The organism is Cryobacterium sp. TS_SC_7, assembly GCF_056156285.1.
Map to the genome: position 1 here is coordinate 1,428,433 of NZ_CM149589.1, position 26,976 is coordinate 1,455,408.

Here is a 26,976-nt window from a genome sequence, read left to right on the forward strand (position 1 = left end):
ATATTCCACGTGAATGCCCCCAATTTTTTTGATCGTGATCGCCGTTCGGCATAAGCACGTCTTCTAGCGCCGAGCGTGGACAGCCAAGACACGATCGTCCGCGCTTAGTAGCCGCGAAATAGACCTAGCCCCTAGAACTTTTCGCACTTTTGGTCACCGTGCAGACACTTGATCCCGCATTCGCCTGCCCGCTGGTGAGTCAACTAGCACGTACTTGCGCACTTGCCGCGGAACGTTGCTCCTTAACCGCGGCGACGTGAGGCTTCATTATTCGAGCCACCTCAGCCATCACGGGGACGACGACGCTGTTGCCGAATTGCCGATAGGCCTGCGTGTCGCTGACGGGAATGCGGAACTCGTCGGGATAGCCCATCAGTCGAGCGCATTCCCGCGGCGTTAGCCGGCGAGGGACTTGGCCTTCACCCTGGCTCACCAAGATTTCGGAGCCGTCCTTGTGGTAGCGGGCGGAAAGCGTGCGCGTGACACTTTCGCGCGTGACGAGCCCAAACCCGAACCCATTTCCGGCCGCCTTGTGTTTCGCCGCGTAGGCTTGAAGATACGCCCACAGGTTGGGAGTTAGAGTATATTTCGGTGGCACTGACACGGTGGAATGGTCGAAGAACCGCTCGCCATCATGCTCTAGGTAAGGCTCAGACCCGTCTACCTTGTGCATAATACTTCCCAGCACTGGGCGCTCGTTCGGCAGTATCAAGTCGTCCCAAGTGAATTCCGTTGGCTCCGCAAACCCTACGATCAGAATTCTCTCTCGGTGTTGGGGCGTGAAATGACCACCATCGATCACTTTGTAGTGAACCTCATAGTTGAGTTCATTCCGGAGAGTGTCCAAAATGACGCGGAACGTGTTTCCTTTGTCATGGCTTAGTAAGTTCTTCACGTTTTCCAGCAAGAACGCTGCTGGCCGTTTGGCCGCGATGATTCGGGCAACGTCAAAGAAGAGCGTTCCTTGGGTGAGATCTTCGAAACCATGAGCCCTACCCAACGAATTCTTCTTGCTGACGCCCGCAATGGAAAACGGCTGGCACGGGAATCCCGCAAGTAGTACGTCGTGATCGGGGACGTCAGACGCGGGGAACGGAACGATGTCTCCCACGAACTCGTGAGTCTCCGGGAAATTCTCGAGGTACGTAACCTTCGAGAATTTGTTCCATTCGCTGGTAAACACGCACTCCCCACCGTGGGCCGCGAAGCCGGTGCGAATCCCTCCCACACCTGCGAAAAGATCAATTGTTGAGAATTCGGGCCTCACTTTTCGGGTGATGGGTGACGATTCTGCGATGGCCTTCAATGCGTACTCCAAAAATCGAGGATAAGAGGTAACACCGTGCTCCCATCTCCCGATGGTCTTTACGCTCACACCAAGCTTGTCTGCGAGTTCTCGTTGTGAAAAACGGTCTCTCAGGGCCGACAGTAAAGTGTGGGCTTCAGGGCGCGAGGAGTGAATTACGCTGGGCGTCATAAGAGACATTCTGTCCCATATACGTCCCAGCAATCGGGATGTTGGCTGGTGTGTCCGTGTCCGACACGACCACGGTCAAGAGCCTAAATGCTCGGGCCGACATTCCCTCTCGCGCCGACGCAAAGGCCAGAGTCAACGCACCCCACGCATCAGTGGTTCACTCACTAGGCTGGTATCACCACTACGAGCGATGCCCCCGAAATCGCCGCGTTATGCACGTTCCACTCGGGCTCCTAAGGGCAGCCGCGCGATGCCGCTCGGGAAGTCGACGAGCGTGTTGTCGAGGTCGATGTAGAGGATCTTCTTGGGTGCGGGCGGTTCGTGGTTCGTCATGGTGGTGCTCCTTGGATCGGGTGTCTTTACGGCAGGTAGGGGCCCAGAACGCGGGCCGTTGTGAGGGCGAGTTTGCGGTCGATGTACTCGTAGGCCGGCATCAGCTCGGTCGCGCCCAGCACCGTGTGGATCACCCCGGCCGCATCGAAGATCGCGATCGGCTCGAGGTTGCGCAGCAGTGCCCAGAACGGCTGGAAGAAGTGGATGCCACGTCCGGTCGACTCGAGCTGCTCGAGCGCCGCCCGGGTGTAATCATCGCGCGCCTCGAGCGCGGTCGGGACCGAGTTGAAGTACGGGCAGTCGGGGTCATCAGTCGGCATCATCGGGGCCGGTACCGCGTACCACTCGTGCCGGTCGTCGACCGCGGTGGCGAGCGCGCTGGCCATCACCCGGTAGGTGAGCGACCGCGGCGTCGTGACCGGTGTGGCCTTCGGGATGCCGAGGCCGGTCGCCACCTCGATGCGCTTGACGGTCTCGTGCGGGCTGATCGCCGCCATCATCTCGATCCAGCTGATGCGGTTCACGACCCCGTTGACCAGGAACTTGCAGCCGCCGACGAGATCCCACTGGATGCTCATGCCGTCCTGCTCATCATGCACGATCACGAGGCGGCCGTCGCCGGGGACCTCGTGGCCCGAGATGCGCAGGTGCGGATGCCGCCGCACCAGTTCGCTCGCGATCCACCACACCTGCGCGGTGAGGAACCGGTCGGCGGGCGGGTTGTACTCCTCGAAGCCGTCGCCCCGGCCTTCGCCGTCATCATCGTTGGTCACGAAGTTGTTGCCGGAATCGTTTGATGCTGCGTCAATCATGCTGTCTCCTTGGGGGTCAGGTTCAGTTGTGGGGCGGCATCCGTCGGTGGTTGAGCTTGTCGAGACCAGTGTCGAGGTCTCGACAAGCTCGACCACCGGTGGCGCTCAGCCGAACAATCGCCTCGCGCAGGAACCGCTTCGGCGCCGCCGCGGGGAGCGCTGACACGACCTCGGCGAGCGCCCGCCCGATCGGCACGCCCCGGTGCAGGGCCGCATACAGCGCTGCGACCGACGGAGTGCGGCTCTGTGCCTGCGCGCAGTGCAGCAGCACCGTGTGCCCCTCCGCCCGCAGCGCGACCATGGCGTTCACGGTGTCGATGAGCACGACGTCGAGGTCAGGGTTTTCCGCGGGGTCATCCTTGTCGATGAGCCGCACCTGCAGGTGATGACGGATGCGCGCCGGCACCTGCCTGCTGCCTACCCGGCAGAGCGAGACCACCGCGTCGATCTCGTCGGGGAGGGTGTCGAGGGCTCCGGCCGCGCCGAGCCACATTCCATCGTCCTGGGGGTGGCGGATCAGGGTGGAGACGTCACCGAGGTAGGCGTAGTCGAAGCGTTCCGGACGTGTGAGAGTCATGCCTGCCCCCCGGCGTTTTCCATCTGCGGGTGCGTGGTGTTGAACACCGTGGCGAGCACCAGACGATCACGGTGACGGATGCCGCTCAGACTCAACTTCCCCCTCCTCGACACTATCGGCGCGACACCGTGGGCGTCTCCTCCGTGTTCGAGGGGCATCGGGTCGACCGCGCCGAAGCTGGCGCCGTGTCCAACATGGAGTGTGTGGTTCATCTGGTCCCCCTGTGTTGTGGTGCTTCGGGTTTTGATTCGATCAAACTTGATCTATTCCAAACATAGATCAACCCTGCGACAATTACCTAGTGATCGCAATTCGAGACAGTTCAAACAAGCTCCTGACCGACTATCCGCGCCCGTCGGTGGCGGTGGACACGGCCGTGCTCACGGTGAAGGACGGCGCCCTGTGCGTCGCGCTCGTGCAGAATGACACCGGCTGGCGACTGCCCGGAACGTTCGTGCACGAGCGTGAGACGCTGGCGGAGGCCGTGCTCCGGTCCCTGCGCGACAAGGCCCAGATCGAGGGGCTGCGGCCGCGCCAGTTGCACGTCTTCGATGCTCCGGACCGGGATAACCGGGGCTGGGTGATGTCGGTGGCGCATCTCGTGGTGGTGCCGGAGGCATCCGTCGCCCAGGTCGACCTGACGCCCGTGGCCGAGGTGCACGGCACGGTCTACGACCACGAAAAGATCATCGAGATGGCGGTGGACACGCTGCGTGACTCGTATCGTGCGTTCGCCGACCCGGAGCGGTTGCTCGGGCCGGAGTTCACGCTGCTCGAGCTGCTGCGGCTGCACTCGGCGATCGCGGGCGAGCCACTCGGGAAGGACACGTTCCGGCGCTACATGCTGGGGCAGCTGGTGGAGACGGATGCCTACCAGCAGGGTGTGGTCGGCAAGCCGGCGAAGGTGTTCCGGCACGCGGTGGGGTGAGGGGGCCGGACAGGATCATGAACCGCCCAGGACATTACGGCTTGCCGACCGCCCAGCCGACCAGAGCCACAAGCAGGACCCACGCCCCGAAAATCACGATGGATGCGCCTGTTCGGCCTCGGTGACGCAAACCCAACTCACGTCCCGTCGTCGACCACATCGACAGCGCCATGGCGAGCCCAGCAGTGGGAATCAGGGCCAGCAATGCTGTCACAGAGGCCGCGGCGATGGCGTTGCCGGCTTCGTATCCGTTGTCGGCGATCAGCCGCTCCACCCACCAGCTGGCGCCAGATCGCGGGACCCCACTGACGCCCACGCTCGCGATTGCCGTTGCAGCTATGGCTAGCCAGACCTGAAGTCGGTACCAGCGGCGGGGCTCGCGATCCGACTCGGGCACTCGAACGAACGCCACCTGACTGTAAAGAACAGCAAACCAGGCGAACGCAGGCACAGCGGCCACTGCCACCAACGCAGAATAGATGTCCAGCCCCGACCATCCGTGAAGCATCATGGACCGGATAATCCAGGGGCGCACGAACGTTGTGACGACGACCAGGTACACCAGCACCACTAATGCGACCAGGACGATCCGAGCAATCAGGGGAAGCCTGAAGTGAGTGGTGCCGAGAGCACGCGCAGTCGGGCCGGTCTGTGGATGTGCGGGCATCGGAGTTCCAAGTCGGTGGGGCAAGTCAACGTTCAGCGGCGTTCAGGCGTCTCACATCGAGTGTTGTCCATATTGTGACTAATAGAACGTTGTCCACGCCCACCAATTTCTGGCTCCCCTCGGCCGCCCCGGTGTCGCCTCAGATCTCGTCACCGACCGAATCGAGCTGGGAGGTGACCAGCGGACCGCGGCGGAGCGCACTCCGACTCGTGTACCTCTGCCCCAGTGTCCAACCCCATGGCTTGCCAGTTGCAGTGACTTTGTCGTTGCGCACGGCGTGTGCGAGCGTGAGCGTCTGAGCACTTGTCGCCGGTGACAACAGCACCACTTTGTAGGCCTGACCGCTCTCTCGGGTGCCTTGACGGAGTTGCTCCTGGATCAGTTCGCCGACTCGGCGAACGTCGGCGTGGGTTGAACCCAGCCGAGCTGTTGCCTCCGCCTCGGTGAAGATGACCGATTCCTCCACATAGAGGATCTCCGCGATCTCAGGCTTGATCTCCTGATTCGCGTAGAACCCCATGTGAGTCACCTCATCGCGAAAGAACCGCTCCGGCTGACAGAAATAGGCCGCCGACGCCAAGTACTCTCCGTAGGCAGCGCGCGCAGCGACGATGACCGTGTCTTCGATTGCGGAGGGAGGCAAGGCCGGCGCAGCGGACTCCTCCGGGGCCAGGACGGGCTCGCGATGCGGGCCGACGTACATGATCGGGTTGGCCGCGCCCGGTTTGAAGAGGTGGGCCACGGATTTCCAGCGGTAGCGGAGCTGGACTTCCTCGGGTGCAACACGGCCGACAAACTCAAATCGATCGGTTGAATCGTACTTACGTGCAGTGTCGGAGTACATGGTTGCCTCCGCCGGCAGCCAAGTAGCGATCTGGTACACCTCACGAACCGTGCCCCCGAAGACGGCGAGAGCGAACTTGGCCTTCTGTGCGTTCGCGAGGCTGACCCTCCATACGCCGCGGGTTGCGTCGTAGAGATCCATCGCGCTCTGTTTGCCGGTGTCCGCATAGGAGTCGCGGATGCGGATCAGCACGCAATCGTCATCGAACTTCTCTATCGGTTTTGAGGACAGTTTCCCGTGCACCTCGTCGAGCCGCATCCGGCCAAACCGTTTCGCGCCGTGGCCGACAACCTTATTCGTGAGGTTGCCGAACCCGACCAGATCGATCGCCGCAGCCTCCACCTTGAAGGCCGTCGTTTCATCCAACCCGAAGGCGAGGATTTCGATCTCTGGCTCATTCCCGGTCGCTCGGATCTCCCGGATGCGAGCGACCTTGGCACTCTCACTCGCATCCGTCAGATGGGAAAATGCACGGTTTCCAACACCCTTGCCGATGTAGAAGGGCCTGTTATTACGCGGGTCGGAATAGACGTAGACGTAGAACTTGAGTGCTTCGACTTCTGTTGGATCGAACTGGCGAATCATGTCGTTGGCACTCCTACGTTTGCGCCGAGCGTGTCGGCGATCTGTTGAAAGGCGGCCACCTGGTGGGCGACGCGAGCCTCACGAACGGCGGGGTCCTTGTGCCAGAGCGCCTGCCGCCCCGGGTGATAGGTCTCAATGACGGTGAGGGCGCGGTCGCGAACCAGACCTGGCACTCGCTTCTGCACCCGGCGCCACGAATCTCGCGCGCTTCCGCCTTGAAGGAGCACGACTTGTAGCTTGGTCGCCAGGCGAATCAGTTCAAGAATCGGGTCGACGCCCAGCTCGAGCTCGCCCGCCTTTGGTGCCCGGTTGATGTACCACGGGTAAGCGTTCCAGGGCAGGACATCATGTGCTGTCAGACCGACCGCTGCCAGAAGTTCACCCTGACGCTCAGCAGTCGGGTCATCGTTCTCGATACATAAGAATCCGCTCCCGCCGATGTCTTGCGTGCGAGGCCCAGGGTCGCGGAGCAGAGTCAGAACTCGGGAATCGATGCCGCCGTGAAGAGGCGCCACATACGGCAGCCAGTGCGGCACCCGGATGCTGTCGATGTACTCGTTGATCGGTGCGACGTGCGGCGCATACCGCTGATCCCACTGGGAAGTGCGGAAGTCAGCATCCGCCATGCGTCGAGTCATATTCCAAATCTAGTGACGTTGGTCGGGGCCGGCGCGACGGAGTGTCACACGCTGGGCGTGCATGACGACGTGGTCGCGGACTTGGCTCCGACGGGAGTACCCGTGCCGGCGCCGATCGCTGACCGGGTCTACAGCGGTGAATTCATTGCGGCGCGCCCGTCAGGACGGTGCCGAGCACGGCCGGCAGCAGCAGCCACGCGCCGAAGGCTGCTGCGCACAGTGCGAGTGTGCCACTGAAGCTCCACACTCTGCGCCGCGTTCGCGCAGCGAGAACCTCGGCATCCAGCGCATTGAAGCGGGCCAGCACGTTCTCTGTCGGCGGGAACACCGGGGCCGGCCACGTCGCCGGATCGTCGATGATCGCGGTGAGCTCCGCCAGGTCACCGGCGTTCAGTACCACGGGACGCTTCACGAGCCAGCGCCGCAGGGCAGCGGCGGTTGTGACTTTCACCTGTTCCGGCTGCACCTTGACGGTCAGCGACTTGGGGTTGACCAGCGCGAGCACGGGTTGCGCGGCCGGGAGCAGCGGCATCCGTTCTCGGAGCAGTTTCGTGACCCGCCCGGCTTCGTATTCGGCGTTGCGGATGTAGGGCTGCTTCTGGCCGGACACCATCAGGCCTCGCCCGGCCACCCACACGGTCTTGCCGGCGTGGTGCTTCGTGTTGATCGTGAAGACGCCGCCCGGGCCGATGACGATGTGGTCGATGTCCGAGCCCTTCTTGCCGATGGGCAGGGCGTGGAAGGACGTCCACTCCGGAGGCAGAGTCGCGAGGATCTGGCCGACCACGATCTCGCCTTTGGCCCCCAGGTACCAGCTGACGCTGTCGGCGCGCAGCGGAGAGGTGCCGCAGAATCGTGCGAAGGTCGTGCGCTGTGGCGTATCGGCGTGCTGCCGCAGCAGTTCCTCGATGACCGCCTGGGCCGCGAACTGCTGCCGCATTGATGGTGCCTGAATTGTCATGGATCCCCCGTTTTCCCCCGATCGAATCTAGCGGGTGCGGCGGTGCGGGCAGCAGCCCCAGAAAGGGCTCGCAACGCCGTCAGGGCCCGGCAGTCGCTGATCAGCGGCGTGAAGGAACCGTCTGCATCACGCGCTCTGAGCTTCTGACACGGGCTCAGGGGCACGCGGCGCCCCGAACTGCTCCAGGATCGTCTCCAGCGTCGTGCCCAACAGCAGCGCCGACCTCTCATATTTCTGCATCAGCCGCCCCCACGATGCCGCCGACAGGCCCGTCTGCCGCGCCGGGTCGGCGTTGTGCGAGAGGTCGGCTTTCTTCACGATCAGCGCGAGCGGGTTGGCCTTGACGCGCGCCAGGTACTCCTCGAGCGGCTCTCCGTGCACCTGCGTGACAGCATCCACTGCCTGCACGATCTGCGTGGCAAAGCCCCGGCTGCGCAGGTCGGCGAGGGTCGTTTCGGTGTGTTCCACCACGTCGTGCAGCACCCCCACGATCTTCGCCTCGGTGCCGCTCACGCGCTGCATCACGGCCAGCGGGTGGTAGATGTAGGCGACGCCGACCCTGTCGACCTGCCCGGTATGCGCCGTGCGCGCCAGGGTGATGGCGTCGTGAAGCTGCGAGGGCTGGGCGCCCGTGATGAGGTAGTCGGTGACGGATGTCCAACTCGGGAACGCGGCATCCGGCCCGAACTGCAGCCACTCGCCTTCGAAGCAGCCGGCGCCGTTGGCGGAGCGCGCGTCGATCAAGTAATCGCCGCGGTTGAGGTTCTTGTGATGCGAGAGGATCAGCCGCTTGTGCGCGGCGGTCTCGCTGTCGATGCCGAGGTGCTTCTGAACCCAGAGCACCTTGTCGTGGCAGGCGGAAACGTTGTGCCACGGTGCCGTGGACACAATGTAGGTGTCGAAGTGCTGGGCCAGCTCGCGATAGGCCGCCAGGGCATCCGGCACCGGCTGCATCAGTGCGAAGATTCCGGGGGCATCGTCGTAGTGACCCTCGTACTCTTCCCGCGCCTCGTGCGTCAGCTGCCGGATGCCGCTCGGAAAGTCGATGAGCGTGCTGTCGAGGTCGATGTAGAGGATCTTCCGGGGCGCCGGAGCGTCGTGGTGCGTCATCGCAGTGCTCCTTGATTCACATCACACCGGTCGCATCGAAGTTAGCGATCGGCTCAAGGTTGCGCAATAGCGCCCAGAACGGCTGAAACAAGTGGATGCCACACAGACCAGTTTCCCACTTCTCGACGGCGTCGGCGCGACCACCCACGGGCGTGCGTGTCCGCCGACGACGCGACGCCGCTGATGGACTACTTCGAGGCTGATTGAGGGGCTCACCCCGCAACCGGCGAAGGAGCCACGTTCTGGTTCAAGCGGAAGAAATTGTCCGGATCCCAGGCACGCTTCAGCGCCCGGAGGCGTGCGTATTTCGCCTCGCCGTAGGCCTGCCGCACCCGCTCTTCACCCTCATCCATCAGGAAGTTCACGTAGACGCTGGTGTGGAACGGCGCGAGGTCTGACCAGAAACTACGCACCCAGTCGCGTTCCCGCTCGAAGCCGTCGGCGTTCTCGGTGGCGGCGTTGATGTTGAACGTGTGGCCGGCCGCGCGCCCGTGGAAGGCGGTGTCGTCTTCGGCCACCCGAGCCATCGCGCCCCCGCCCTGCCAGATCGGGAATGCGGTCAGTGGAGACGTGATTGCGGTCGCGTGCTCTACGGTGATGTCGATGACCTTGTCGGTGAGTTCCGCGACATCGCAGGCCTTCATGTAGTACCACCAGCCCGACGGATAGCTGGCGTCAAACATGGACTGGTGCTCCAGGAATGGCTTCGGCCGGCACAGGTCCAGCACCGGGGAACCGAACTCCTTCAGCGGCCGGAGCACTCTCTCGCCATCATCCACTGCCCCCGCGTAACAGCTGACCACGGCAACCACGGGCTTGCCGCGGAGTTCGGCCGGAATGTAGGGGACATCGGCGGCGCGCCGGTGCACGACCATGGTCATCAGCTCGTCCGGCGCCTCGGCGATCCACTCGCGGTAGAAGCGCAGCACCTTCGCCGAATCGGCCCCGGACCAGAAGACCGGCCCGGCCATAACGATCGGGCCGACCGGGTTCAGCCGGAACTCGAACTCGGTGACGATCCCGAAGTTGCCGCCGCCCCCGCGCACCCCCCAGAACAGCTCCGGGTTCTCGGTGTCACTCGCCCGCACCAGCCCGCCATCGGCTGTGACCAGATCCACCGCCAACAGTTGGTCGATGGCCAGCCCGAACTTGCGCATCAGCCAGCCCAGTCCGCCGCCCAGGGTCAGCCCGGCCACACCGGTATGGGTCACAATCCCCGACGGCACCGCGAGCCCGTGCTCCTGCGTGGCGCGGTCCAGGTCGCCCAGCAGTGCGCCGGCCTGCACTCGCGCCGTACGCGCTTCGGGGTCAACCCGGATGCCATTCATCAACGACAGGTCGATGACCAGTCCGTCGTCGCAGACCGAGTGCCCGGGAAAACTGTGCCCGCCGCCGCGGACCGCCACCAGCACATTGTTGCGCCGGGCGAACCGAACCGCGGCGATCACGTCGTCCCGGGAGGCGCAGCGCGCGATCAGGCCGGGCAAGCGGTTGATCGAACCGTTCCACACCCGTCGCGCCTGGTCGTAGGCAGGGTCACCGGGTCTCACCAGCTCGCCCTGCAGGTGCGCCTCAAGGTCGGCGACCTCGCGATCATCCAACTCGACGCGGCCGCTGCCGGTGCTGCGGTCGCTGCCGCTGCCGCTGCCGATCGTCGCCAATGTGGTCATGGTGTCCTCCTGGCTTCTGTCCCCCTTCGCGTGCCCATTCGCGTGCACCTGAACATGGTAAAACCGACCCGGGCGCTGCAACAGGGGCGGTGGCGAAAGACGGCGGATGCCGGGCACGGGCAGCGCGGTCGTGGCGCACGGTGTGGAAGCCGGCGCACGATAGAACGTGCGCCCGCTTCCACAGGGTGCGCCGCGACATCCGTCAGGTGACCTCAGCCTCGGCCCGTCGCAACGAGCGGTTCGGGCTCGGGCGCGGGCCCCGACTCCGGCCCGACGTCCGTCGTCGCCGGCGCCTCCGCATCCGCCGACGGCCGACGCGTCGTGCGCCCCCAGGCACTGCGGCCCGCGATCGCGAGCAGAGCGGGCACGAGCACCAGCATCACCACGAGTGCGTACACGGCGACCGCCATCGCCAGGCCGAAACCGAACATCGTCACGGTGCGCTGGTCGTTCAGAATGAAGCTGCCGAAGACGACGACCATGACGGATGCCGCGGCCAGGATCACCCGGGCCGTCGCGGCCAGTCCGTCGCGCACCGCCCGGTTCGCGTCTCCCGTGCGGGCGAGCTCCTCCTTGACGCGGCTGAGCAGGAACACGGTGTAGTCGGTGGACAGTCCGAACAGCACCGCGAAAAGCATCACCGGAACGAACGATTCCACCGGGCCGGAGGACACCCCGAGCAGGTCGGCGGGCCACCAGCCCCACTGGAACACGGCGACGACCGGCCCGTAGGCAGCTCCGACCGCGAACAGGTTCATGATGACGGCCATCGCCGCGATGTACGGCGCCCGGAACTCGATCAGCAGAACGATGAAGGCCAGCACGACGACGATCAGGATGAACCAGCCGATCTGCGCGAGGAGCGTGTCGGCCAGGTCGATGCTGGTCGCGGTTGCCCCGCCGACGTGCGCGGCCGCATCCGGTGCCGCGGCCGGCAGCACGGTGCCGCGCAGGTCGTGGACGAGGGTTTCGGTGGCGGCGTCGTCCGGTGAGCTGGTGGGGATCACCGTGAACAACGCGGTCGTTCCGTTCTCGGCCAGCCGCGGGGGTGTGACCGCGCTGACGCCATCCGTTGCCGCCAGCTCGGCGTGCACTGCCATGCTCGCGGCCTGGTTCTCGGGCGGCGTGGAGTCGGCGCCGAAGTCGACCGTGACCAGGAGCGGGCCGGCCCACCCGGCACCGAAGCCGTCGACGATGAGGTCGTAGGCCTTGCGCTGGGTGGTGTCGGCGGCCTGGGCTCCGCCGTCGGCGGTGCCGAGGCGCAGAGACAGGAGGGGCAGGGCCAGAATTGCCAGCACGAGCACGGCGGCGAGCGCCGAGACCCAACGACGACGCTGGATGCCGCCGACCCAACCGCGCCAGCCGGAGGCGGGCTGCATCTGGGAGGTGCTCGCGGCATCCGTCGTCACGACCGTCTTCTTGCCGAGCTTGCGCACCCGCAGGCGGTCCAGATTGGTGCCGAAGATGGCCAGCAGCGCCGGCAGCAGGGTGACGGCGGCGAGCATCGTGGCGCTGACCACGAGGGCGCTGGCGAGCCCCAGTGAGGAGACGAACGGGATGCCGATGGCGTAGAGGCTGAGGATGGCGATGATCACCGTGGCGCCGGCGACCAGGACGGAACGGCCCGCGGTGGTCATGGCCGCTTCGATGGATGCGTTCGGGGCCAGGCCCTGGTCCAGGCCCTCGCGGTGCCGGGTGACGATCAGCAGGGCGTAGTCGATGCCCACACCGAGGCCGATCATGGCGGCCACGATCGGACCGGACGTGCCGATGGTGACCGCCCCGGCGATCATGGAGATCGAAGCGAGCCCGACGCCGAGGGCCATGAGCGCGCTGACCAGGGTGACCAGCATCGCGAACACGGAGCCGAACACGAGGAGCAGCACCAGGGCGGCAGCGAGCAGCCCGTAGACCTCACTTCCCGACGGCCCGGACTCGGCCTGGGCAGCGGGGCCGCCGAATTCGACCTCGACCCCGGCATCTTCCACGCCGTCGAAGGCGGCCTGGGCCTCGGCCAGCGTTTCGACGGGGATGTCCTTGGCCCGCTCGGTGAACTGGATGGTCACCATCGCCGTCATTCCGTCTTCGGAGACCATCGGCTGCGGCGGGCCGTAGGGCGACCGTGCGGCGGCGACACCGTCGAGGGCGGCCACCTCGGCCACAGCCTCCTCCACCGCGGTGCGGGTGGCCGGGGATGTGACGGGCGCCGCGGCATCCGTGCTGTGCACGATGGCCTGCATGCCGTCACCGGACAGTTCCGGGAACTGCTCGCGGAGGGTGTCGTACGCGGCCTGCGAGTCGGTGCCGGCGAGGGTGAGGTCGTTGCTGAAGGTGCCGCCGATATACCGGCTGCCGAACAGGGCTCCGAGAAGCAGCACCAGCCACATCGCGACCACGATCCAGCGGTGGCGGGTTGATATGCGAGCGAGTGCAGAGAGCACGGAGAGTCCCATCACGGTTCATCGGGTCGGCAGCACCATTCGGGCTGCTGACCTGAGACTAGAGGAAATGAGACAGCGTTGTCTAGTTTTTAGGCTTCTCTGTCGCGATTCCGCCGACCAGGGTTTGGAAGATGAGCTCGGCCACGTCGACGTCGGAGTGCTTCGTGGTGGGCGCGGCGCGCACGGCAGCAATGAGCAGGGAAGCCATGGCTGTGACGATCCAGTCCGGTGACAGGTCCGAACGGATGTCCCCCTCACGCTGGCCCCGCTTGACGACCTCCACCACGGGCGCGAGAACCTGGTCGCGCTGGGTGAGGAATCGCGGACTGGAGTCCGATGCCTTCATCAGAATGATGCGGAAGCGCATCCCGTGCTTGCCCAGCTCTCCGATGACGCGCTGGAGCACCTCCAGGGCGCTCCCGTCGTCGAGACGACACGCGTGCAGCGTCTCCGACGCGCGGGTGAGGGCTTCCGCCTGGATCGCCTTGAGCAGGGTCTGCCGGTTGCTGAAATGGCGGTAAAGGGTGGCGCGGGTCAGGTTCGCCGCCTGCGCCACATCCGCCATCGAGGAGTCGGGGTCACGGGCGAGCACATCGGCCGCCGCCGCAAGCAGAGCCCGCTGGTGGCGTTCCACATCGATGCGCGGGACTGCTGGCTGTTTAGGGCTGGGCATGGTGCCTTTCCGAGGAGTGCGTCGATGTCGAGAATACGCGACCGGGGCATCCGTGGAGGGGCGTTGGGCCTTGATGGCGCGGGGGTCAGGCCGCCCGTGGCGCACCCTGTGGAAGCTGGCGCACGGTAGAACGTGCGCCTGCTTCCACAGGGTGCGCCGCGACATCCGTGACCGTGACCGTCACCGTCACTCGATGATCTTCCAGAAGGAATCTTTGCGGGTGATCTTGCCGTGCTGGTCGAACTCGAGCAGGTCGAGCCCGCGCACCTCGATCGACTGTCCCGCGGTCGAGGTGCCGGTCAGAGTCCACTCGGAGACGCCGCCGACGATGCCGTCGCTGACACTGTCAATGCACACCCAGTGCCGGTCGTCGCCGTGGTGCACGTCGGGGATGCCCTCGAAGCGCCTGGCGAGTCCCGCCCTGACCGCCTCCTTGCCCTCGAACCGGTCGCCGCGCGGCTTGGCACCCCTCGGCAGGTAGAAGACGCAGTCGTCGGCGAAGTAGCCCATGATGGCGTCCAGGTCATGGCGATTGAAGGCATCCAGAAAGCCTTTCAGAGCTTCGCGTGTCACCGTCTCGCCCATGTGAACCTGCCCGGCGATTCCACCGGGCGTCTCGTCGTCGCGGCCGGTTGCGTTCACCAGGCCAACCTGCTGTGACAGTAACCAGCGGCGGTCCCCGCTTCAAGGAGCGTTCCCACAGCGCCTGCCCACGATTGGCCCGGTGCTGAAGGCAGCCGGCTTGAGCTTCCGGGGCTGAGGGGTCGCAAATCGACCTTCAGCACCCTCTGGAAGGTCGCTTTGCGACCCTCACAGAGGACGGAGCCCCCAGGATCTCCCGGCAGGTGAGTGGTACGATATCCAGTACCGAAATGCGAGCGAAGGGCTGACGACATGGCAATCACGGCTTCCCAGGCGCGGGCACAACTGTTCCCGCTGATCGAAAAGGTCAACGAGGACCACATGCCGATCGAGATCGTCTCGAAGAAGGGCAGCGCGGTTCTGATGTCGCTCGCCGACTATCAGGCACTCGAAGAAACCGCCTATCTGCTCCGCTCCCCCGCCAACGCGACGCGGCTGCTCGAGAGCATTGCGCAGCATCGTGCCGGCACGGCGACCGAGCGCCCGCTGGGCGAGTGAACATCGTCTTCACCGACGTGGGCTGGGACGACTACCAGCACTGGGTCGCCACAGACAGGGCGATGGTCAAGCGCATCAACAAGCTCACCGCCGACGTGCAACGAACGCCATTCACCGGCATCGGCAAACCCGAAACGCTGAAGCACCAGCTTTCGGGCTATTGGTCCCGCCGAATCACGGAGGAGCACCGCCTGGTCTATGCCGTGGAGGAGAACCAGATCGTCGTGATCGCGGCGAGGTACCACTACTAGGGGCGGTCGGGCATCCGTTTCGGTCAGAACGGGGCTGGTCAGAACGGCGCGTCGTCAGAACGGGCCTGGTCACAGCGGGGCTGGTCAGAACGGTGCGTCGTCGGGCAGTGGCGGCCGGGCGGGTCTCGGCGTTCGAGGAGTAGCCGAGCCCGGTGGGGCGATCGGGGTGGCCGGCTCCGTCACGTAATCGCGGCCGGTCGGTGAATGCCAGGTGAGGATGCCGCCCGGCTCCTGCTTCACCGTCCACCCGGTCTCGGACTTCAGGGCATGGCAGCCCGGACAGAGGTGGGCCAGGTTGTCGTGGGCTGTGCGGCCGCCGTCTTGCCACTCGTGGGTGTGGTCAATGTCGGCGGTGCGCGCGGGCTGGTTGCACCCGGCGAAGCGGCAGGTTTCGTCGCGCAAACGGAGGAACCGCCGCATCTCTTTCGTCACCTTGTAACGGGTGCGGCCGACCGAGAGCACGACGCCGGTCTCGGGATGAACCAGGATGCGCGTGAAGCTCGACGCCCGGGAAGCCAGGTCGCGGGCCGTGTCGGGGTCGATCGGCCCGTAGCCCTCGAGGTAGCCGGGTTCTTCGCTGTGGCCGAGGAGGGTCATCACCGGGACCGTGATCTGAACCGTGGCCCGCACGCCCTTGCCGACTCCCGACGGGGTCACACCGTCGACCAGCAGGTCGCTGATCACGTCGGTGCGCACCTGGGTGAGCGTGCGCGTCTCCCCCGGCCCCTGGAGGCCCCGGGCGAAGTCGTTGGCGCGGCTGAAGATGGAATGCACCACGTCGGCGCTGGTGGTGACGCTCAGGGTCGCCATTCCGTCGGGTTCCGCCTGCACCCAGGAGGTGCGATCACGGAAGGACTTCTCCCGCCGGGCGGTGATCGACTCGGGATGCAGGCGCTCGCGCAGCACGCGGGCCTTGTGCTTGAGCTTGGCCGCGGTGAGGGTGCGCGCGGCCGGCAGCAGCGCCTCTTCGAAGGCGGCCAGGGCCTCGGTGGGCACCGACCAGGCCTGGCCGATCAGCACCTGGGCGTGCCGGTAGCTGATCTCGCCGGCCTCGAGTGCCGCCCGGGTGGCAGGCAGGTCGTCGGCCAGAGCCTGGGACTCGGCGATCAGGCTCACGGCGGTGGGTTCGGGGATGTGCAGGGTGCAGGCCAGCTCGCTCGAGAACTCACGCCGGGCGATCTCGGCCGGGTCCCACCGGGCACTCGTGGTGCGGGGAGCGTTCGCGGCCGTGGCTTCGCTGAACCGGCGGGCCTCGTCGATCATCTCGGCCCGCTGCGCGAAGCCCCGCGCCAAGCTGCGGTCGAGCGCGGAGATCGCGTCGAATCGCGAGCCGAGCTGGGCCTGCGCGGTGCTGACTGAGGGGGTCATGACAATCACGTTACGGGGTACCACTGACATTCCACGAGGTTTTCTCGGGGGTGTGAATAAGCTGGTCAAAGTATTTTTGTGGAGGAATAGCTGAGGCCACACCGGCGCCTCGCCGGGCTGCCAGGCTGCCGGGCCACCGGGCGAGCCTCTACGGGTGCAGGCTGGCCGCGGCGACTCGGCCCACGGCATCCGTCACCTGGTCCAGCAGCCGGGAGGCGATATTCCAGCGCTGCCAGTAGAGCACCACGTCGATCGGATGCCCCGGCGCCAGTTCCACGAGCCGGCCGTCGCCGAGTTCGGTGAGGCACTGTTGCTCGGGCAGCAGCCCCCAGCCCAGGCCGAGTATCACCGCGCGGGCGAAGTCGGCCGAGGTGGGGATGTGGTGACGCGGCACATCCGTGGCCCGGCCTCCCAGGCCGCGCAGAAACCGGTGCTGCAGGTCGTCGCGACGGTCGAAGTTCACCATCGGGGCCGTGTCGAGCCCCGAGAGGTCAGGCCCGGCCAGGTCGGGCCCCGCACTACCGCCGGCGACGCCGCCCAGCCAGACATCGACGAACCGGGGGCTGGCCACGGCCCGGTAGCGCATCGAGCCCAGCCGCGTCGAGCTGCAGCCCTGCACCGCCTCCGCCGTCGAGGTGACCGCCGCCATCACGGCGCCCGAACGCAGCAGCGAGGTGGTGTGCTCCTGGTCTTCGCGGTAGATGTCGAAGACCGCGCCGCTATCGGCAGGCACGGCAGCGAGCGCATCGAGGAACCAGGTGCCCAGGGAATCGGCGTTGACCGCCAACGCCAGCGAGGTGCGGCCGCCCGGCTGCAGGCCCGCGCCGAGCTCGGTGGCCACGTCGCTCTCGAGCAGCTGCACCTGGCGCGCATGCCGCAGCACCACGTCACCGGCAGCGGTGGGAACGACCGGGTTCACCCGCTGGATCAGCACCTGACCGGCCGCCTGTTCCATGGCCTTGACCCGTTGCGAGACAGCGGATGCCGTGAGCCGCAGCCGCTGCGCCGCCGCCTCGAACGTTCCCTCCTCGACGAGCGCCACGAGGGTGCGCAGGTGGTCCAACTGGAATGCCATCATTAGCCTCGCTTAGGTATGCTGCGAAAGTTTAGCTGTACTACATGGGGCGCGTCTCCTAGATTTGCCAGCATGGATTTCGCCACCACCCTCCTCCCCGCGCTCTTCGGGTTCGGCACCGGGCTTGCCCTGATCGTGGCGATCGGCGCGCAGAACGCCTACGTTCTGCGGCTCGGGATCGAGGGGCGCACCCGCACCATCCTGCCGGCGGTGCTGATCTGTGCCATTTCGGATGCCGCGCTCATCTTCGCCGGGATCCTCGGCATCGGCCTCGTGGTGGAGCAGATCCCGGTGGCGCTGGTCGTGATCCGCTTCGTCGGGGCCGCGTTCCTGCTGGCCTACGGGGTGTTCGCCGCCGTTCGGGCGTTCAAACCGGGGGCCCTGGTGGCGGATGCCTCACCGATCCCGATCAGCACCCGGGTCGCCGTGGTGACCATGCTCGCGCTGACCTGGCTGAACCCGCACGTCTACCTCGACACCCTGATCTTCCTCGGCTCGGTCGCCAACCAGCAAGGCGAGGCCGCCCGCTGGTGGTGGGGCGCCGGTGCGATCACGGGCAGCTTCGTGTGGTTCTTCAGCCTCGGTTTCGGAGCCCGCCATCTGAGGCGGTTCTTCTCCCGCCCGGGCTCGTGGCGCATCCTCGACGGTTTCATCGCCGTCGTGATGCTCTCGCTCGGTGCAGGGATGGCGTTCGGGGTGTAGCAGCGCCCGGCGGGGAGCTCCGCGAGAGCGCACAATCTGCCCCCATGCTCAGCGGGAGAGGGCAGATAGTGCGCTCTCGCGGGCTGCGACGGATGCTTACCGGCCCAGCCCGCGGCATCCGTTGCTAGCCGACGACGAGGGCTGCCTCCAGCTCGGCCGGGGCGGCGAGCCGCACGGTGACGGGCGTTGCGTTGCCCAGGTTGTCCGAGACCGGGCAGCGGAGGCCGGCCAGGCGGAGCACCTCGTCGAGCTGCGCCGTGCTGGAGTCCGAATCGAATTCGGCGATGAGCTCGATGCCCTCGAATCCAGCCCGGTTCTCGGTGGGCAGCCCCATCAGCCGTGACGGGTCAAGCTCACCCTTCACCGTGAGCCGCAACGACCGCAGCTCGACGCCCTGCTCCGTGGCGACCATTTGGATGACGACGTTCATGCAGCCGGCGAGCGAGGCCAGAGCGTATTCGACCGGATTGGGCCCGGCATCCTCACCGCCGAACATGGCGGGCTCGTCGATGATGAACGAGAAATCCCGCACCGAAACGGCGAGCTTGGTCGGCGATTCCGAGGTTCCGGTGACGGTGACCTTGAGTGGCTTGACAGACATGTTTTCTCTCCTCTGAGAAGTGCCCTGCCGCCCTCAGCGAGACCGCCAGCGCCCTTTCAGGCTACGCCTCTGCAGCGGAAGAAATGACCTATTCCGCGCACCACACGCCGGCCTGCATCGTTGCCGTGACGTGCAGGTTCGCGTCGAGCACGATCAGGTCGGCGCGGTGGCCGGCGGCGAGCCGTCCGCGGTCGGGGAGGCCGATCATGTCGGCCGGGTTCTGGGTGGCCGCCCGCACCGCCACGTCCAGCGGTACGCCGGCGGTGTGCACGGCGTAGCGCACCGCCGCGTCGAGGGTGAGCAGGCTGCCGGCGATCGTGCCGTCGGCCAGGCGAGCCTCGCCGTCGGCGACGCTCACATCGAGGGCGCCGAGCTTGTACTCGCCCTCGACCGCGCCGGCCGCGGCCATGGCATCCGTCACGAAGACAGGCCGCGACGGGCTCTCGACAATGAACCGCACCACGGCCGGGTGCAGGTGGACACCGTCGGCGATGAGCTCGGCGAAGACTGTCGGGTCTTCGAGCAGGGCGAGGGCCGGCCCGGGCTCGCGGTGGTGGATCTGCCGCATCGCGTTGAACACGTGCGTGCCGGCCGTGGCCCCGGCGGCGATGGCCTGCCGGGTCATGTCGTAGTTCGCGTCAGTGTGCCCGATCGCGGCCACGGCCCCGAAGCCCGTGATCTGGCGCACGGCCGCGAGCCCGCCCGGAAGCTCCGGCGCGATGGTGACCATGCGCACACAGCCCCGCCCGGCCCGCATCAGCCGATCGACGGTCTCGGCGTCAGGCTCGCGCAACAGGCTCTCGTCGTGGGCTCCCCGGTGGGCTGGGCTCAGCCACGGCCCCTCCAGGTGGATTCCGGCCAGCACCCCCTCTTCGACCAGCCTGGCCAGGGCCGCCACGGCGCGCTCGAACTCGTCGAGCGGAGCGGTGACGAGACTGGCCATCATCGTGGTCGTGCCGTGGGCGAGGTGGGTCGCGGTGATCCACGCCACGGCGGCACCAGTGTCGGCGTCGTTGAAGCTGCGGCCACCCCCGCCGTGGGTGTGAATGTCGACGTACCCCGGCGCCAGGGTGCTCTGCGCGAAGACATGGTCGGGCCTGCGGGGAGGCTCCCCCGCCCCGCAGGCCACGATCAGCCCCGCACGGATGTCCACCCACCCCGGCGTGTGCACCGCGTCGGGTGCGATCACGGTTTCGGCAGCGACGAGGAGCGAGTCGGCCGGGGTGGGTGCGGGCAGCGTCATGAAGGCGACTCTAGCGAACGGCCGGAGCCGGGCATCCGTCGCGCCGCACGTGTCTTACGCGTCGCGCCGCTTCAGCAGCAGGGCGGCGAGCACGCTGCTGACCGCGACCCAGCCGAGCACGATGAGCAGGTTCTGCCAGCCCTCCTTGACCTCGCTGAACCCCGACGAGGCGACGATCTCCGGACCGGCATTGCCGATCAGGTACGGGGAGGCGCTGGTCGCCCACTCGGCCGGAATCAGGCCCAGCACGATCGGGAGCACCAGCAGGATGCCGAGAACCGTGGCGATCCCCCCGGCGGTGCTGCGGAAGACGGTGCCCATGCCGAGCGCGAAGACCGCGATCAGAGCGAGGAACAGCGGCCCGGCGAAGAGGCCGCGCAGCATGTCGGGCTCGGCGAGGCCTGCACTGATGTCGCTCTGCGCGAGAACCAGCGACGCCATCAGGTAGGCGGCGAGGATGCTGCCGAGGCCCACGAGATAGGTCGCGACGAACACCACGACGCCCTTGGCCGCGAGCATCGGCAGACGCTTCGGCACGGCGGTCAGGCTGGACTTGATCATGCCGGTGGAGTACTCGCCCGTGACGGACATGACCCCGAGCACGGCCACGATCATCTGGGCGAAGAAGATGCCCACCGTCGACGCGGTCACGACGTACCCGACCTGCGCTTCCGGCGGGATCTCCACCCCGGACTGGTCCAGCCGGCTGGCCAGCGCGATCAGCAGGGCCATGCCCACCGAGACGACGATCACGAGCGCGAACGACCACACGGTCGAGCGCAGGCTCCACAGCTTGATCCACTCGGAACGCAGCACGCCCACGAAGCTCAGACCCGAGCGGGTGGTGACGGATGCGCCGGGCCGGCCGGAGGCATCCGTGACGGAATTCAGGGTGCTGGTGCTCATCGTGCTGCCTCCTGCGGCTCGCTGGTGGCCAGGGCGGCGGCGACGAAATCGTTCGATCCGCCGGTGCGGTACTCCACCTCGTTCTGGGTGAGGGCCATGTAGGCCTCTTCAAGGGATCCGCGGAGAGCGGAGAGTTCGTGCAGGGCGATGCCCGAGCGGGCGGCCGCATCGCCGATCTCGGCGGGGCTGAGGCCGACGACCTCGAGCACGTCGGGCTCGAGACCGGTGATGATCACGGCCGGGTTCGCGAGCAGGGCGGCCAGCTCGGCGGCGCGCGGGCTGCGCACCCGGGTGGTGCTGCGGCCGCCGGAGTTGATGATGGCGTCGACCGGGGCGTCCGCGATGACCTTGCCGCGACCGAGCACGATCAGGTGGTCGGCGGTGAGGGCCATCTCACTCATCAGGTGCGAGGAGAGCAGCACCGTGCGTCCCTCGGCGGCGAGGTGGCGCATCAGGTGACGCACCCACTGCACACCCTCGGGGTCGAGGCCGTTGATCGGCTCGTCGAGGATCAGCGTGGCCGGGTCGCCGAGCAGCGCGGCGGCGATGCCGAGGCGCTGACCCATGCCGAGCGAGAAACCGCCGACGCGCTTGCGCGCCACGGACTCGAGCCCGGTGAGTTCGATGACCTCCCGCACCCGGCCGGCCGGGATGCCGTGCGTCGCCGCGAGGGCGAGCAGGTGGTTATAAGCCGAGCGACCGGTGTGTACGGCCTTCGCGTCGAGCAGTACGCCCACCTCCCGCAGGGGAGCCTTGTGCTCGCGGTAGGGCTTGCCGTTCACGATCACGGATCCGCTGGTGGGTCGGTCGAGCCCGACCACCATGCGCATCGTCGTGGATTTGCCCGCGCCGTTCGGGCCGAGCAGACCGGTCACCTTGCCGGGTTGCACGGTGAAGTCGATGGAATCGACCGCCGTCTTGCTGCCATAGCGTTTGGACAGAGCCTGTGCCTGGATCAAATCTTTGCCTCATTCCACATCGAGGGTGGGAGGCCTCACGCCGGCAATCGTGTCGCGCGACAGTGGTCCCCCCGGCCCATTCAGTCGTAACCCAGAACACTAGCTGATCAGAGTGGACAACGCACAAGCCGACCGGGCGCCTGCCTGCCTACCCCTGGGCCCAGAGCGCCTGCAGGAACGCGGCATTCGGGTGGGCGTGCGGCAGGACATCCGTCACGTCGCGCAGCGCCTGCCCGATCGGGATCCCCCGGTGCCTGGCCGCGTAGAGCGCACCCACCGCGGGTGTGCGGCTGACCGCCTGCACGCAGTGCACGAGCACCGTGCGACCCTCGGCGCGCAGGGCCGCGATGGCATCGACGGTGTCGGTGAGAACGAAACTGAGGTTCGGGTTGGCCTTCAGGGCAGGTTCGTCGACCAGCCAGACCGCGATCCTGTTCTCGGCACGAATGCGGCCGGGCACCTGCGTGCGACCGACCCGGCACAGCGACACGACGGCATCGATCTCGGCCGGCAGGTCACCCAGGATGCCGATCGCGCCGAGCCAGACGCCGTCGTCGTGCGGGTGCCGCACAAAGGCAGACAGGTCACCCGAGGTGGCATAGGCCAGGTGGTCGGCCGTGGGCCAGGTCGTGGCGACGCGGTCCTTGCGGGAGCGACGGTCGAGCACCGCCGGGTCGCGGCGGTCGACGGCACCAGGCTCGCGCGCATCAGGCGTGGCCGGGTCCCTGCGCTCGGTCAGCGCCGGGTCCCGTCGGGACCGGCCGCCGTCCGCGCGGGCGGCCAGCACTCCGCGGCGCACCAACTCGTCGGCGCGCAGGCCGTCCGGCCAGCCGTGCACGATGCGGCGCCAGGCGGCGGGAACGGCGGAGGCGCCGTAGCGCGCCCCGAGCAGCCCGCCGGCGATCGCGGCGACCGTATCGGTGTCGCGGCCGCCGCGCACGGCGATCTCGAGGGCATCCTGCAGGTGCCCGGCGGGGGTCACGGAAACGGTGCCCGCGGCGGAAGCGCCGCCCGGCGCACTCCGCGGCTGCACGATCGCCGACCAGGCTCCCTGCAGCGCCTGCACGACCCAGCCGTTCCGGTCGAAGTCGGACGGGACGCCGGCCTCGGCCTGGGCGATGCGCGCCTCCCAGAGCGCACGGCGGTCGGCAGGGAGCGCGTCCAGACCCACCCGAACGTCGAGGGTGCCCTCGAGCACCGCGTGCCGGATGGCCAGGCACCAGAGCACGCAGGCGTCGCCGGCATCCGTTTCGAAGTGGGTGAGCGTGCTGATCGTGCGGGCCACGTCGGCGAGCGCCAGCGGGTCGTCCAGGTAGGCGAGCGCCACCGGAGCCGTGCGCATCAGCGAACCGTTGCCGCCGCTGCGGCCGTGCCGGTCGTGGTGGGCGCGGGCGACAAGTCGCACCGCGGATGCCGTGGGCTCGGTGCGCGACAGCACCGCGCGCAGCTGGTTGCCCACGTCGGGTGCCGTGCGAGCCCACAGGGCCCAGGCCGCCACGATCTCGTCGAGCACGGCCTCGTCGCGCAGGTCATGGCCGGCCGCGATCGCGTTCACGATCGGCACCGCCATGGAGGTGTCGTCGGTCCACTCGCCGGGAGCCCAGTCGAACCCGCCGCCGCCCTTCATCGTGACGACGGCATCCGCAGCCAGCGGGGGGCCGAATTCGTAGCCCGCGCCGAGCGCGTCGCCGCAGGCCATGCCGAGCAGCACGCCGGCGGCGCGGTCCAGTTGTGCGGACGTCAGTTTCAAGCGGTTCCCCCGTGCGATCGTGCAGTCGTGCTGTCAGTGAAGCCTGGCCGGGCACGCCCGTTACGGGCTCTGCCGAGGCACAAGCCCCCGCATCGAGCCTACGGGCGAAACGGGGTCACCGGCTCCGCCACGTTCGAGGGGCACCGGACGCGGAACTCTCGGGGTTTCCACCCCGCCCGCCGGGGCCGATCACGACCTGTCGCGGGTTACGCGGCTGCGGCAGTGGCGAGCCGATCACGGCCGGCACCCTTGGCCTCGTACAGGGCCGCATCGGCGCGGGCGAGCCAGCCGGCGACCGTCTCGCCGGGCAGCAGTTCGGCCACACCCACGCTGGCCGTGCAGGCCAGGTGCGGCGCCAGGGCTCCCCAGTGGTAGTCGCGCACGGAGGCCAGCAGACGACCGCAGGCGAGCTGGGCCTGTTCCAGCGTGGTGTCGGCGAAGACGAGCAGGAATTCCTCCCCACCCACCCGCACGGCCATGTCGCGCTCCCGGGTGACGGCCCGCAACAGGGTGGCCATGGCGTTCAAGACCTGGTCCCCGGTGGCATGCCCGTGTTCGTCGTTGACCCGCTTGAAGTGGTCCATGTCGATCATCGCCACACAGAGCGGCTGCCGGCGGTCGCGGGAGAGGCCCATCAGGGGCGGCAGTTCCCGGTCGAGCGCCCGGCGGTTCGGCAGCCGGGTCAACGGGTCGGTGTTGGCCTGGAGATCCAGCTCGGCGGCACGGATGCGCAGCCGCTCCGCATCCAGTTGCGACCGCTCCGCCTCGTGGCGGGCCTGCTCGATGCCGAGGGTGTTCACCAGCATCTGGGACTGGATGCCGGCGGTGTCGGTGGTGCGCTTCAGGATCAGGGCGTGCAGCTTCTCATGGTGCACCAGCGCCTGCTCGAACCGGCCGGACTCCTTGTGCATCTCATACAGCGAGCGATGCAACAGGATGTGCAGGGCCGGGTCGTCTTCCAGCGCGGCGACCAGCAGCTGGGCGTTCATCATCTCGGTGGCGTCATCGAGCCGGCCCTCGGCGCGGGCGACCTCGGCCAGCTGCGCGTCGTTGTTCTCCTCGAGGCTGCGGAAACCGTGGGCCTTGGCCAGGCGCCGGGCCCGGCCGGCCTGCTCGCGAGCCTCGGCATGCTCGCCGAGCTCGATCAGGATGCTGACCAGGTTGGTGCGGGCGATGCTCTCGTAGAAGCTGTGCCCCTGCGCGTGGGCCACGGACACCGCCTCGCGCACGAGCAGCAGGGCCTGCTTGAGGAGGAGCCCGGCATCCAGACCCTGGGCTCGCTGCTCCTGAGCGCGCTCCAGGCAGGTGTCGCCCAGGTTGTTCAGCCCGACGAAACTCGCCTCCGGATCGTCGATGGTGCGGGACAGCGCGAGCGCCTGCCGCCCCAGCTCCAGACCCCGGTCGACCTCGCCCATTCCGCCGTGCACCATCGAGGACCGGCTCAGCGCCCAGAATTCGGCCAGTGCGCTTCCGCTCGCCCGGGCCGTTTCCAGCGCCACCAGAACGTGGCGCAGCGCCTGCTCGTAGAGCCCGGTATCGGAGTAGGCCAGCACCAGGGTGCAGTTCACCTTGGACTGCCGGATCAGGTCTCCGCTGCCGTCGAGGTACTCCAACGCCAGCAGGCCCTGTTCAACGGATGCCTCGTAGTCGCCGAGCCGCAGCCGATGCAGTGCCAGCAGCTCACGGGCATGCGCCTGCTGCCGCTTCGTCGCGCCCGGACGCGCCAGCACGGCCTCGGCCTGCCCGACACCGTCGAGGTGGCGCCCGTTCGCGCTCGACAGCTCGCACTCCGCGAGAAGCTCGTCGATCGCTGGTTCCACTGTCGATTCGATGGTCGGTTCAACCTTTGGTTCAGGTGCGGCGTCCTGGTCTGAGTACACGTGCAGTCCCCCAACTGTTTTCACTCAGCACCGAATCTAGCAGTCGGCCCGACGCCGGAAGCCGGTTTTCGCGCCCGCTCTCGAGGGGCACCCTCCCCAGAACTGGGTGCACGCACGGATGTTCGCGGGTCGCGGCTGTGGCTCACGCAGACCGGTTGGCGCGGGCAGGGGCGCGGGTTCCGCGGTCACTCAGGGTGCCGACCTAGACTGAGCGGATGACCGATCTCGCCACTCCCCCTGCCACCGAAACCGACACGAAGCGCATCACCATGTTCGGCGCGGAGTGGTGCGGCGACTGCCGCCGCTCGAAGAAGCTGCTCGATACCCTCAAGGTCGACTACGACTACGTCGACCTCCTTCTGGTCGAGGACGGCGCCGACCGCGCCCACGTGATCAGCGGCCGCACCCAGATCCCCGTGATTCTGTTCCCCGACGGCACGCACGTGGTGGAGCCCAGCGACTCGACGCTGCACGCGAAACTGACCGAACTCGGCAGCATCCGCTAGCCGGAGACATCCCCGGCGCCCCGCTCAGGGGAAGTACGACCCGAGCACGCGGGCCGTCACGAGTGAGAGCTTGTGGCCGGTCTCCTCATACAGCGGCATCAGGGTCGTGGCGCCGAGGCCGGTGTGCACCACCCCGGCGGAATCGAAGATGGCGACCGGCTCGAGGTCGCGCAGCAACGCCCAGAACGGCTGGAAGAAGTAGACGCTCCGACCGCCGGCCTCAAACTCCTCCAGGGTCATCGCGACGTACTCGGCCCGCGGCAGGATCGTGGAGGGGAAGTCGCGAAAGTACGCGCATCCGGGATTCTCGGGGTCTTCGTCGTGCAGCATGGGTGCCGGCACGGCGTACCACTCGTACCGGTCGTTGGTCGTCGTGGCCAGCGCGTTGGCGATCACCCGATAGGTCAGGGACCGCGTCGACGTGGCCGGCCTGACCCGCGGAACACCGACCCCGGACGCCACCTCGATGCGCTTGACCACCTCAAGGGGGTTGAGCGCAGCCAGCATCTCAATCCAGCTGATGTGCTGCACCACCCCGTTCACGAGGAACTTGCAGCCGCCGACGAGGTCCCACTGCACGCTCATGCCGTTTTGTTCGTCGTGCACGATCAGGAGGCGGTCGGCCTCGTCGACCTCGACCCCGGAGATGCGCAGATGCGGATGCCGCCGCACCAGTTCGCCCGCGATCCACCACATCTGAGCGGTGAGGAAACGATCCGCCGGCGGGTTGTAGACCTCGAAACCGTCGTCGTCGGCGCCTCCGCCGTGGTCACCGCCGGTGCTGTCGTCGGCGGTATCGTCGGCGTCGCCGGCGTCGTCGTCGGGTAGAAAGCGCTCACTGAAATCGTTGGTCTCTGCGTCCCCTGCGTCACTCATCGT

At 67.2% G+C, this 26,976-nt stretch carries 27 protein-coding genes; 5 read left to right on the top strand and 22 right to left on the bottom strand.

What is annotated here, in order from left to right:
* Positions 1–199: 199 nt before the first annotated feature.
* The 4 genes from dcm to AC0J5J_RS06590 all read right to left on the bottom strand — a co-directional run bounded on the left by dcm (position 200) and on the right by AC0J5J_RS06590 (position 3,199).
* Positions 200–1,486, bottom strand: coding sequence for a DNA (cytosine-5-)-methyltransferase (gene dcm / locus AC0J5J_RS06575; protein ID WP_474900042.1), 1,287 nt, complete (start codon positions 1,484–1,486; stop codon positions 200–202).
* Between the two features lie 201 nt (positions 1,487–1,687).
* A complete protein-coding gene (locus AC0J5J_RS06580; RefSeq protein WP_474900043.1) occupies positions 1,688–1,810 on the bottom strand; it encodes a hypothetical protein in 123 nt (40 codons plus the stop codon).
* A 26-nt stretch (positions 1,811–1,836) separates the two neighbouring features.
* The gene (locus AC0J5J_RS06585; RefSeq protein WP_474900044.1) at positions 1,837–2,622 is read right to left on the bottom strand and encodes a TY-Chap2 family putative peptide chaperone; all 786 of its coding nucleotides are present in this window, start codon (positions 2,620–2,622) and stop codon (positions 1,837–1,839) included.
* Between the two features lie 22 nt (positions 2,623–2,644).
* On the bottom strand, positions 2,645–3,199 hold the full coding sequence (locus AC0J5J_RS06590) for a protein-tyrosine phosphatase family protein (protein ID WP_474900045.1): 555 nt from the start codon (positions 3,197–3,199) through the stop codon (positions 2,645–2,647).
* Positions 3,200–3,500: 301 nt separating this feature from the next.
* On the opposite strand from AC0J5J_RS06590, the gene AC0J5J_RS06595 reads away from it, so the two are divergent.
* Positions 3,501–4,127, top strand: coding sequence for an NUDIX hydrolase (locus AC0J5J_RS06595; RefSeq protein ID WP_474900046.1), 627 nt, complete (start codon positions 3,501–3,503; stop codon positions 4,125–4,127).
* A 34-nt stretch (positions 4,128–4,161) separates the two neighbouring features.
* On the opposite strand, the gene AC0J5J_RS06600 is transcribed toward AC0J5J_RS06595, so the two are convergent.
* The 9 genes from AC0J5J_RS06600 to AC0J5J_RS06640 form a co-directional block, all read right to left on the bottom strand.
* Complete coding sequence (locus AC0J5J_RS06600) at positions 4,162–4,794, bottom strand: hypothetical protein (protein WP_474900047.1); 633 nt, start codon at positions 4,792–4,794, stop codon at positions 4,162–4,164.
* A 139-nt stretch (positions 4,795–4,933) separates the two neighbouring features.
* Positions 4,934–6,223, bottom strand: a complete 1,290-nt coding sequence (locus AC0J5J_RS06605) for an LEM-3-like GIY-YIG domain-containing protein (protein ID WP_474900048.1) — start codon at positions 6,221–6,223, stop codon at positions 4,934–4,936.
* Entirely contained in the window at positions 6,220–6,849 is a 630-nt protein-coding gene (locus tag AC0J5J_RS06610) for a uracil-DNA glycosylase (RefSeq protein WP_474900049.1), read from the bottom strand. Before AC0J5J_RS06610 ends, AC0J5J_RS06605 begins: the two co-directional genes overlap by 4 nt.
* Positions 6,850–7,003: 154 nt before the next feature.
* A complete protein-coding gene (locus tag AC0J5J_RS06615) occupies positions 7,004–7,801 on the bottom strand; it encodes a nuclease-related domain-containing protein (RefSeq protein ID WP_474900050.1) in 798 nt (265 codons plus the stop codon).
* Between the two features lie 147 nt (positions 7,802–7,948).
* Positions 7,949–8,932 (bottom strand): 5' nucleotidase, NT5C type, encoded by a 984-nt coding sequence (locus tag AC0J5J_RS06620; RefSeq protein WP_474900051.1) that lies wholly within the window; start codon positions 8,930–8,932, stop codon positions 7,949–7,951.
* A gap of 212 nt (positions 8,933–9,144) precedes the next feature.
* Entirely contained in the window at positions 9,145–10,719 is a 1,575-nt protein-coding gene (locus tag AC0J5J_RS06625; protein ID WP_474900052.1) for an FAD-binding oxidoreductase, read from the bottom strand.
* Between the two features lie 95 nt (positions 10,720–10,814).
* Positions 10,815–13,043: an MMPL family transporter gene (locus AC0J5J_RS06630; protein WP_474900053.1), complete on the bottom strand. Its 2,229-nt coding sequence runs from the start codon at positions 13,041–13,043 to the stop codon at positions 10,815–10,817.
* An 82-nt stretch (positions 13,044–13,125) separates the two neighbouring features.
* Positions 13,126–13,716, bottom strand: a complete 591-nt coding sequence (locus tag AC0J5J_RS06635) for a TetR/AcrR family transcriptional regulator (RefSeq protein ID WP_474900054.1) — start codon at positions 13,714–13,716, stop codon at positions 13,126–13,128.
* A gap of 186 nt (positions 13,717–13,902) precedes the next feature.
* Complete coding sequence (locus tag AC0J5J_RS06640) at positions 13,903–14,358, bottom strand: nuclear transport factor 2 family protein (RefSeq protein WP_474900055.1); 456 nt, start codon at positions 14,356–14,358, stop codon at positions 13,903–13,905.
* A 252-nt stretch (positions 14,359–14,610) separates the two neighbouring features.
* Here AC0J5J_RS06640 and AC0J5J_RS06645 point away from each other — a divergent pair, with 252 nt between their 5' ends.
* Together AC0J5J_RS06645 and AC0J5J_RS06650 are read left to right on the top strand one after the other, a co-directional pair.
* Positions 14,611–14,856: a type II toxin-antitoxin system Phd/YefM family antitoxin gene (locus AC0J5J_RS06645; protein WP_134424469.1), complete on the top strand. Its 246-nt coding sequence runs from the start codon at positions 14,611–14,613 to the stop codon at positions 14,854–14,856.
* Positions 14,853–15,107, top strand: coding sequence for a Txe/YoeB family addiction module toxin (locus AC0J5J_RS06650; RefSeq protein ID WP_134424470.1), 255 nt, complete (start codon positions 14,853–14,855; stop codon positions 15,105–15,107). Before AC0J5J_RS06645 ends, AC0J5J_RS06650 begins: the two co-directional genes overlap by 4 nt.
* Before the next feature lie 84 nt (positions 15,108–15,191).
* Here AC0J5J_RS06650 and AC0J5J_RS06655 read toward each other — a convergent pair whose 3' ends face one another.
* A complete protein-coding gene (locus tag AC0J5J_RS06655) occupies positions 15,192–16,475 on the bottom strand; it encodes an HNH endonuclease (RefSeq protein ID WP_474900056.1) in 1,284 nt (427 codons plus the stop codon).
* 148 nt (positions 16,476–16,623) lie between these two features.
* A complete protein-coding gene (locus tag AC0J5J_RS06660) occupies positions 16,624–17,553 on the bottom strand; it encodes a LysR family transcriptional regulator ArgP (RefSeq protein WP_474900057.1) in 930 nt (309 codons plus the stop codon).
* A gap of 69 nt (positions 17,554–17,622) precedes the next feature.
* Here AC0J5J_RS06660 and AC0J5J_RS06665 point away from each other — a divergent pair, with 69 nt between their 5' ends.
* Positions 17,623–18,252 carry a LysE/ArgO family amino acid transporter gene (locus AC0J5J_RS06665; protein ID WP_134424473.1) on the top strand — a complete coding sequence of 210 codons (630 nt, stop codon included), beginning with the start codon at positions 17,623–17,625 and terminating at the stop codon, positions 18,250–18,252.
* A 124-nt stretch (positions 18,253–18,376) separates the two neighbouring features.
* Here AC0J5J_RS06665 and AC0J5J_RS06670 read toward each other — a convergent pair whose 3' ends face one another.
* The 6 genes from AC0J5J_RS06670 to AC0J5J_RS06695 form a co-directional block, all read right to left on the bottom strand.
* Positions 18,377–18,853: an OsmC family protein gene (locus tag AC0J5J_RS06670; RefSeq protein ID WP_134424474.1), complete on the bottom strand. Its 477-nt coding sequence runs from the start codon at positions 18,851–18,853 to the stop codon at positions 18,377–18,379.
* Between the two features lie 88 nt (positions 18,854–18,941).
* On the bottom strand, positions 18,942–20,096 hold the full coding sequence (gene nagA, locus AC0J5J_RS06675) for an N-acetylglucosamine-6-phosphate deacetylase (protein WP_474900058.1): 1,155 nt from the start codon (positions 20,094–20,096) through the stop codon (positions 18,942–18,944).
* Positions 20,097–20,150: 54 nt separating this feature from the next.
* A complete protein-coding gene (locus tag AC0J5J_RS06680; RefSeq protein ID WP_474900059.1) occupies positions 20,151–21,002 on the bottom strand; it encodes an ABC transporter permease subunit in 852 nt (283 codons plus the stop codon).
* Positions 20,999–21,961, bottom strand: a complete 963-nt coding sequence (locus tag AC0J5J_RS06685) for an ABC transporter ATP-binding protein (RefSeq protein WP_474900060.1) — start codon at positions 21,959–21,961, stop codon at positions 20,999–21,001. The genes AC0J5J_RS06680 and AC0J5J_RS06685 overlap by 4 nt, the downstream gene beginning before the upstream one ends.
* Positions 21,962–22,109: 148 nt before the next feature.
* On the bottom strand, positions 22,110–23,711 hold the full coding sequence (locus AC0J5J_RS06690) for an ADP-ribosylglycohydrolase family protein (RefSeq protein ID WP_474900061.1): 1,602 nt from the start codon (positions 23,709–23,711) through the stop codon (positions 22,110–22,112).
* Between the two features lie 206 nt (positions 23,712–23,917).
* Positions 23,918–25,531, bottom strand: coding sequence for a GGDEF domain-containing protein (locus tag AC0J5J_RS06695; RefSeq protein WP_474900062.1), 1,614 nt, complete (start codon positions 25,529–25,531; stop codon positions 23,918–23,920).
* 275 nt (positions 25,532–25,806) lie between these two features.
* Here AC0J5J_RS06695 and AC0J5J_RS06700 point away from each other — a divergent pair, with 275 nt between their 5' ends.
* Entirely contained in the window at positions 25,807–26,097 is a 291-nt protein-coding gene (locus tag AC0J5J_RS06700; protein WP_474900063.1) for a glutaredoxin family protein, read from the top strand.
* 24 nt (positions 26,098–26,121) lie between these two features.
* Here AC0J5J_RS06700 and AC0J5J_RS06705 read toward each other — a convergent pair whose 3' ends face one another.
* Positions 26,122–26,973, bottom strand: a complete 852-nt coding sequence (locus AC0J5J_RS06705) for a TY-Chap2 family putative peptide chaperone (RefSeq protein ID WP_474900064.1) — start codon at positions 26,971–26,973, stop codon at positions 26,122–26,124.
* Positions 26,974–26,976: the final 3 nt, after the last annotated feature.

What these genes read in the sequence shown, in the direction of transcription:
- AC0J5J_RS06585 (WP_474900044.1), bottom strand. Translation starts at nt 2,622, where the DNA reads ATGATTGACGCAGCATCAAACGATTCCGGCAACAACTTCGTGACCAAC.
- AC0J5J_RS06615 (WP_474900050.1), bottom strand. Translation starts at nt 7,801, where the DNA reads ATGCGGCAGCAGTTCGCGGCCCAGGCGGTCATCGAGGAACTGCTGCGG.
- AC0J5J_RS06605 (WP_474900048.1), bottom strand. Translation starts at nt 6,223, where the DNA reads ATGATTCGCCAGTTCGATCCAACAGAAGTCGAAGCACTCAAGTTCTAC.
- AC0J5J_RS06620 (WP_474900051.1), bottom strand. Translation starts at nt 8,932, where the DNA reads ATGACGCACCACGACGCTCCGGCGCCCCGGAAGATCCTCTACATCGAC.
- AC0J5J_RS06590 (WP_474900045.1), bottom strand. Translation starts at nt 3,199, where the DNA reads ATGACTCTCACACGTCCGGAACGCTTCGACTACGCCTACCTCGGTGAC.
- AC0J5J_RS06645 (WP_134424469.1), top strand. Translation starts at nt 14,611, where the DNA reads ATGGCAATCACGGCTTCCCAGGCGCGGGCACAACTGTTCCCGCTGATC.
- AC0J5J_RS06700 (WP_474900063.1), top strand. Translation starts at nt 25,807, where the DNA reads ATGACCGATCTCGCCACTCCCCCTGCCACCGAAACCGACACGAAGCGC.
- AC0J5J_RS06660 (WP_474900057.1), bottom strand. Translation starts at nt 17,553, where the DNA reads ATGATGGCATTCCAGTTGGACCACCTGCGCACCCTCGTGGCGCTCGTC.
- AC0J5J_RS06635 (WP_474900054.1), bottom strand. Translation starts at nt 13,716, where the DNA reads ATGCCCAGCCCTAAACAGCCAGCAGTCCCGCGCATCGATGTGGAACGC.
- dcm (WP_474900042.1), bottom strand. Translation starts at nt 1,486, where the DNA reads ATGTCTCTTATGACGCCCAGCGTAATTCACTCCTCGCGCCCTGAAGCC.
- AC0J5J_RS06665 (WP_134424473.1), top strand. Translation starts at nt 17,623, where the DNA reads ATGGATTTCGCCACCACCCTCCTCCCCGCGCTCTTCGGGTTCGGCACC.
- AC0J5J_RS06655 (WP_474900056.1), bottom strand. Translation starts at nt 16,475, where the DNA reads ATGACCCCCTCAGTCAGCACCGCGCAGGCCCAGCTCGGCTCGCGATTC.
- AC0J5J_RS06680 (WP_474900059.1), bottom strand. Translation starts at nt 21,002, where the DNA reads ATGAGCACCAGCACCCTGAATTCCGTCACGGATGCCTCCGGCCGGCCC.
- AC0J5J_RS06600 (WP_474900047.1), bottom strand. Translation starts at nt 4,794, where the DNA reads ATGCCCGCACATCCACAGACCGGCCCGACTGCGCGTGCTCTCGGCACC.
- nagA (WP_474900058.1), bottom strand. Translation starts at nt 20,096, where the DNA reads ATGACGCTGCCCGCACCCACCCCGGCCGACTCGCTCCTCGTCGCTGCC.
- AC0J5J_RS06580 (WP_474900043.1), bottom strand. Translation starts at nt 1,810, where the DNA reads ATGACGAACCACGAACCGCCCGCACCCAAGAAGATCCTCTACATCGAC.
- AC0J5J_RS06670 (WP_134424474.1), bottom strand. Translation starts at nt 18,853, where the DNA reads ATGTCTGTCAAGCCACTCAAGGTCACCGTCACCGGAACCTCGGAATCG.
- AC0J5J_RS06610 (WP_474900049.1), bottom strand. Translation starts at nt 6,849, where the DNA reads ATGGCGGATGCTGACTTCCGCACTTCCCAGTGGGATCAGCGGTATGCG.
- AC0J5J_RS06705 (WP_474900064.1), bottom strand. Translation starts at nt 26,973, where the DNA reads ATGAGTGACGCAGGGGACGCAGAGACCAACGATTTCAGTGAGCGCTTT.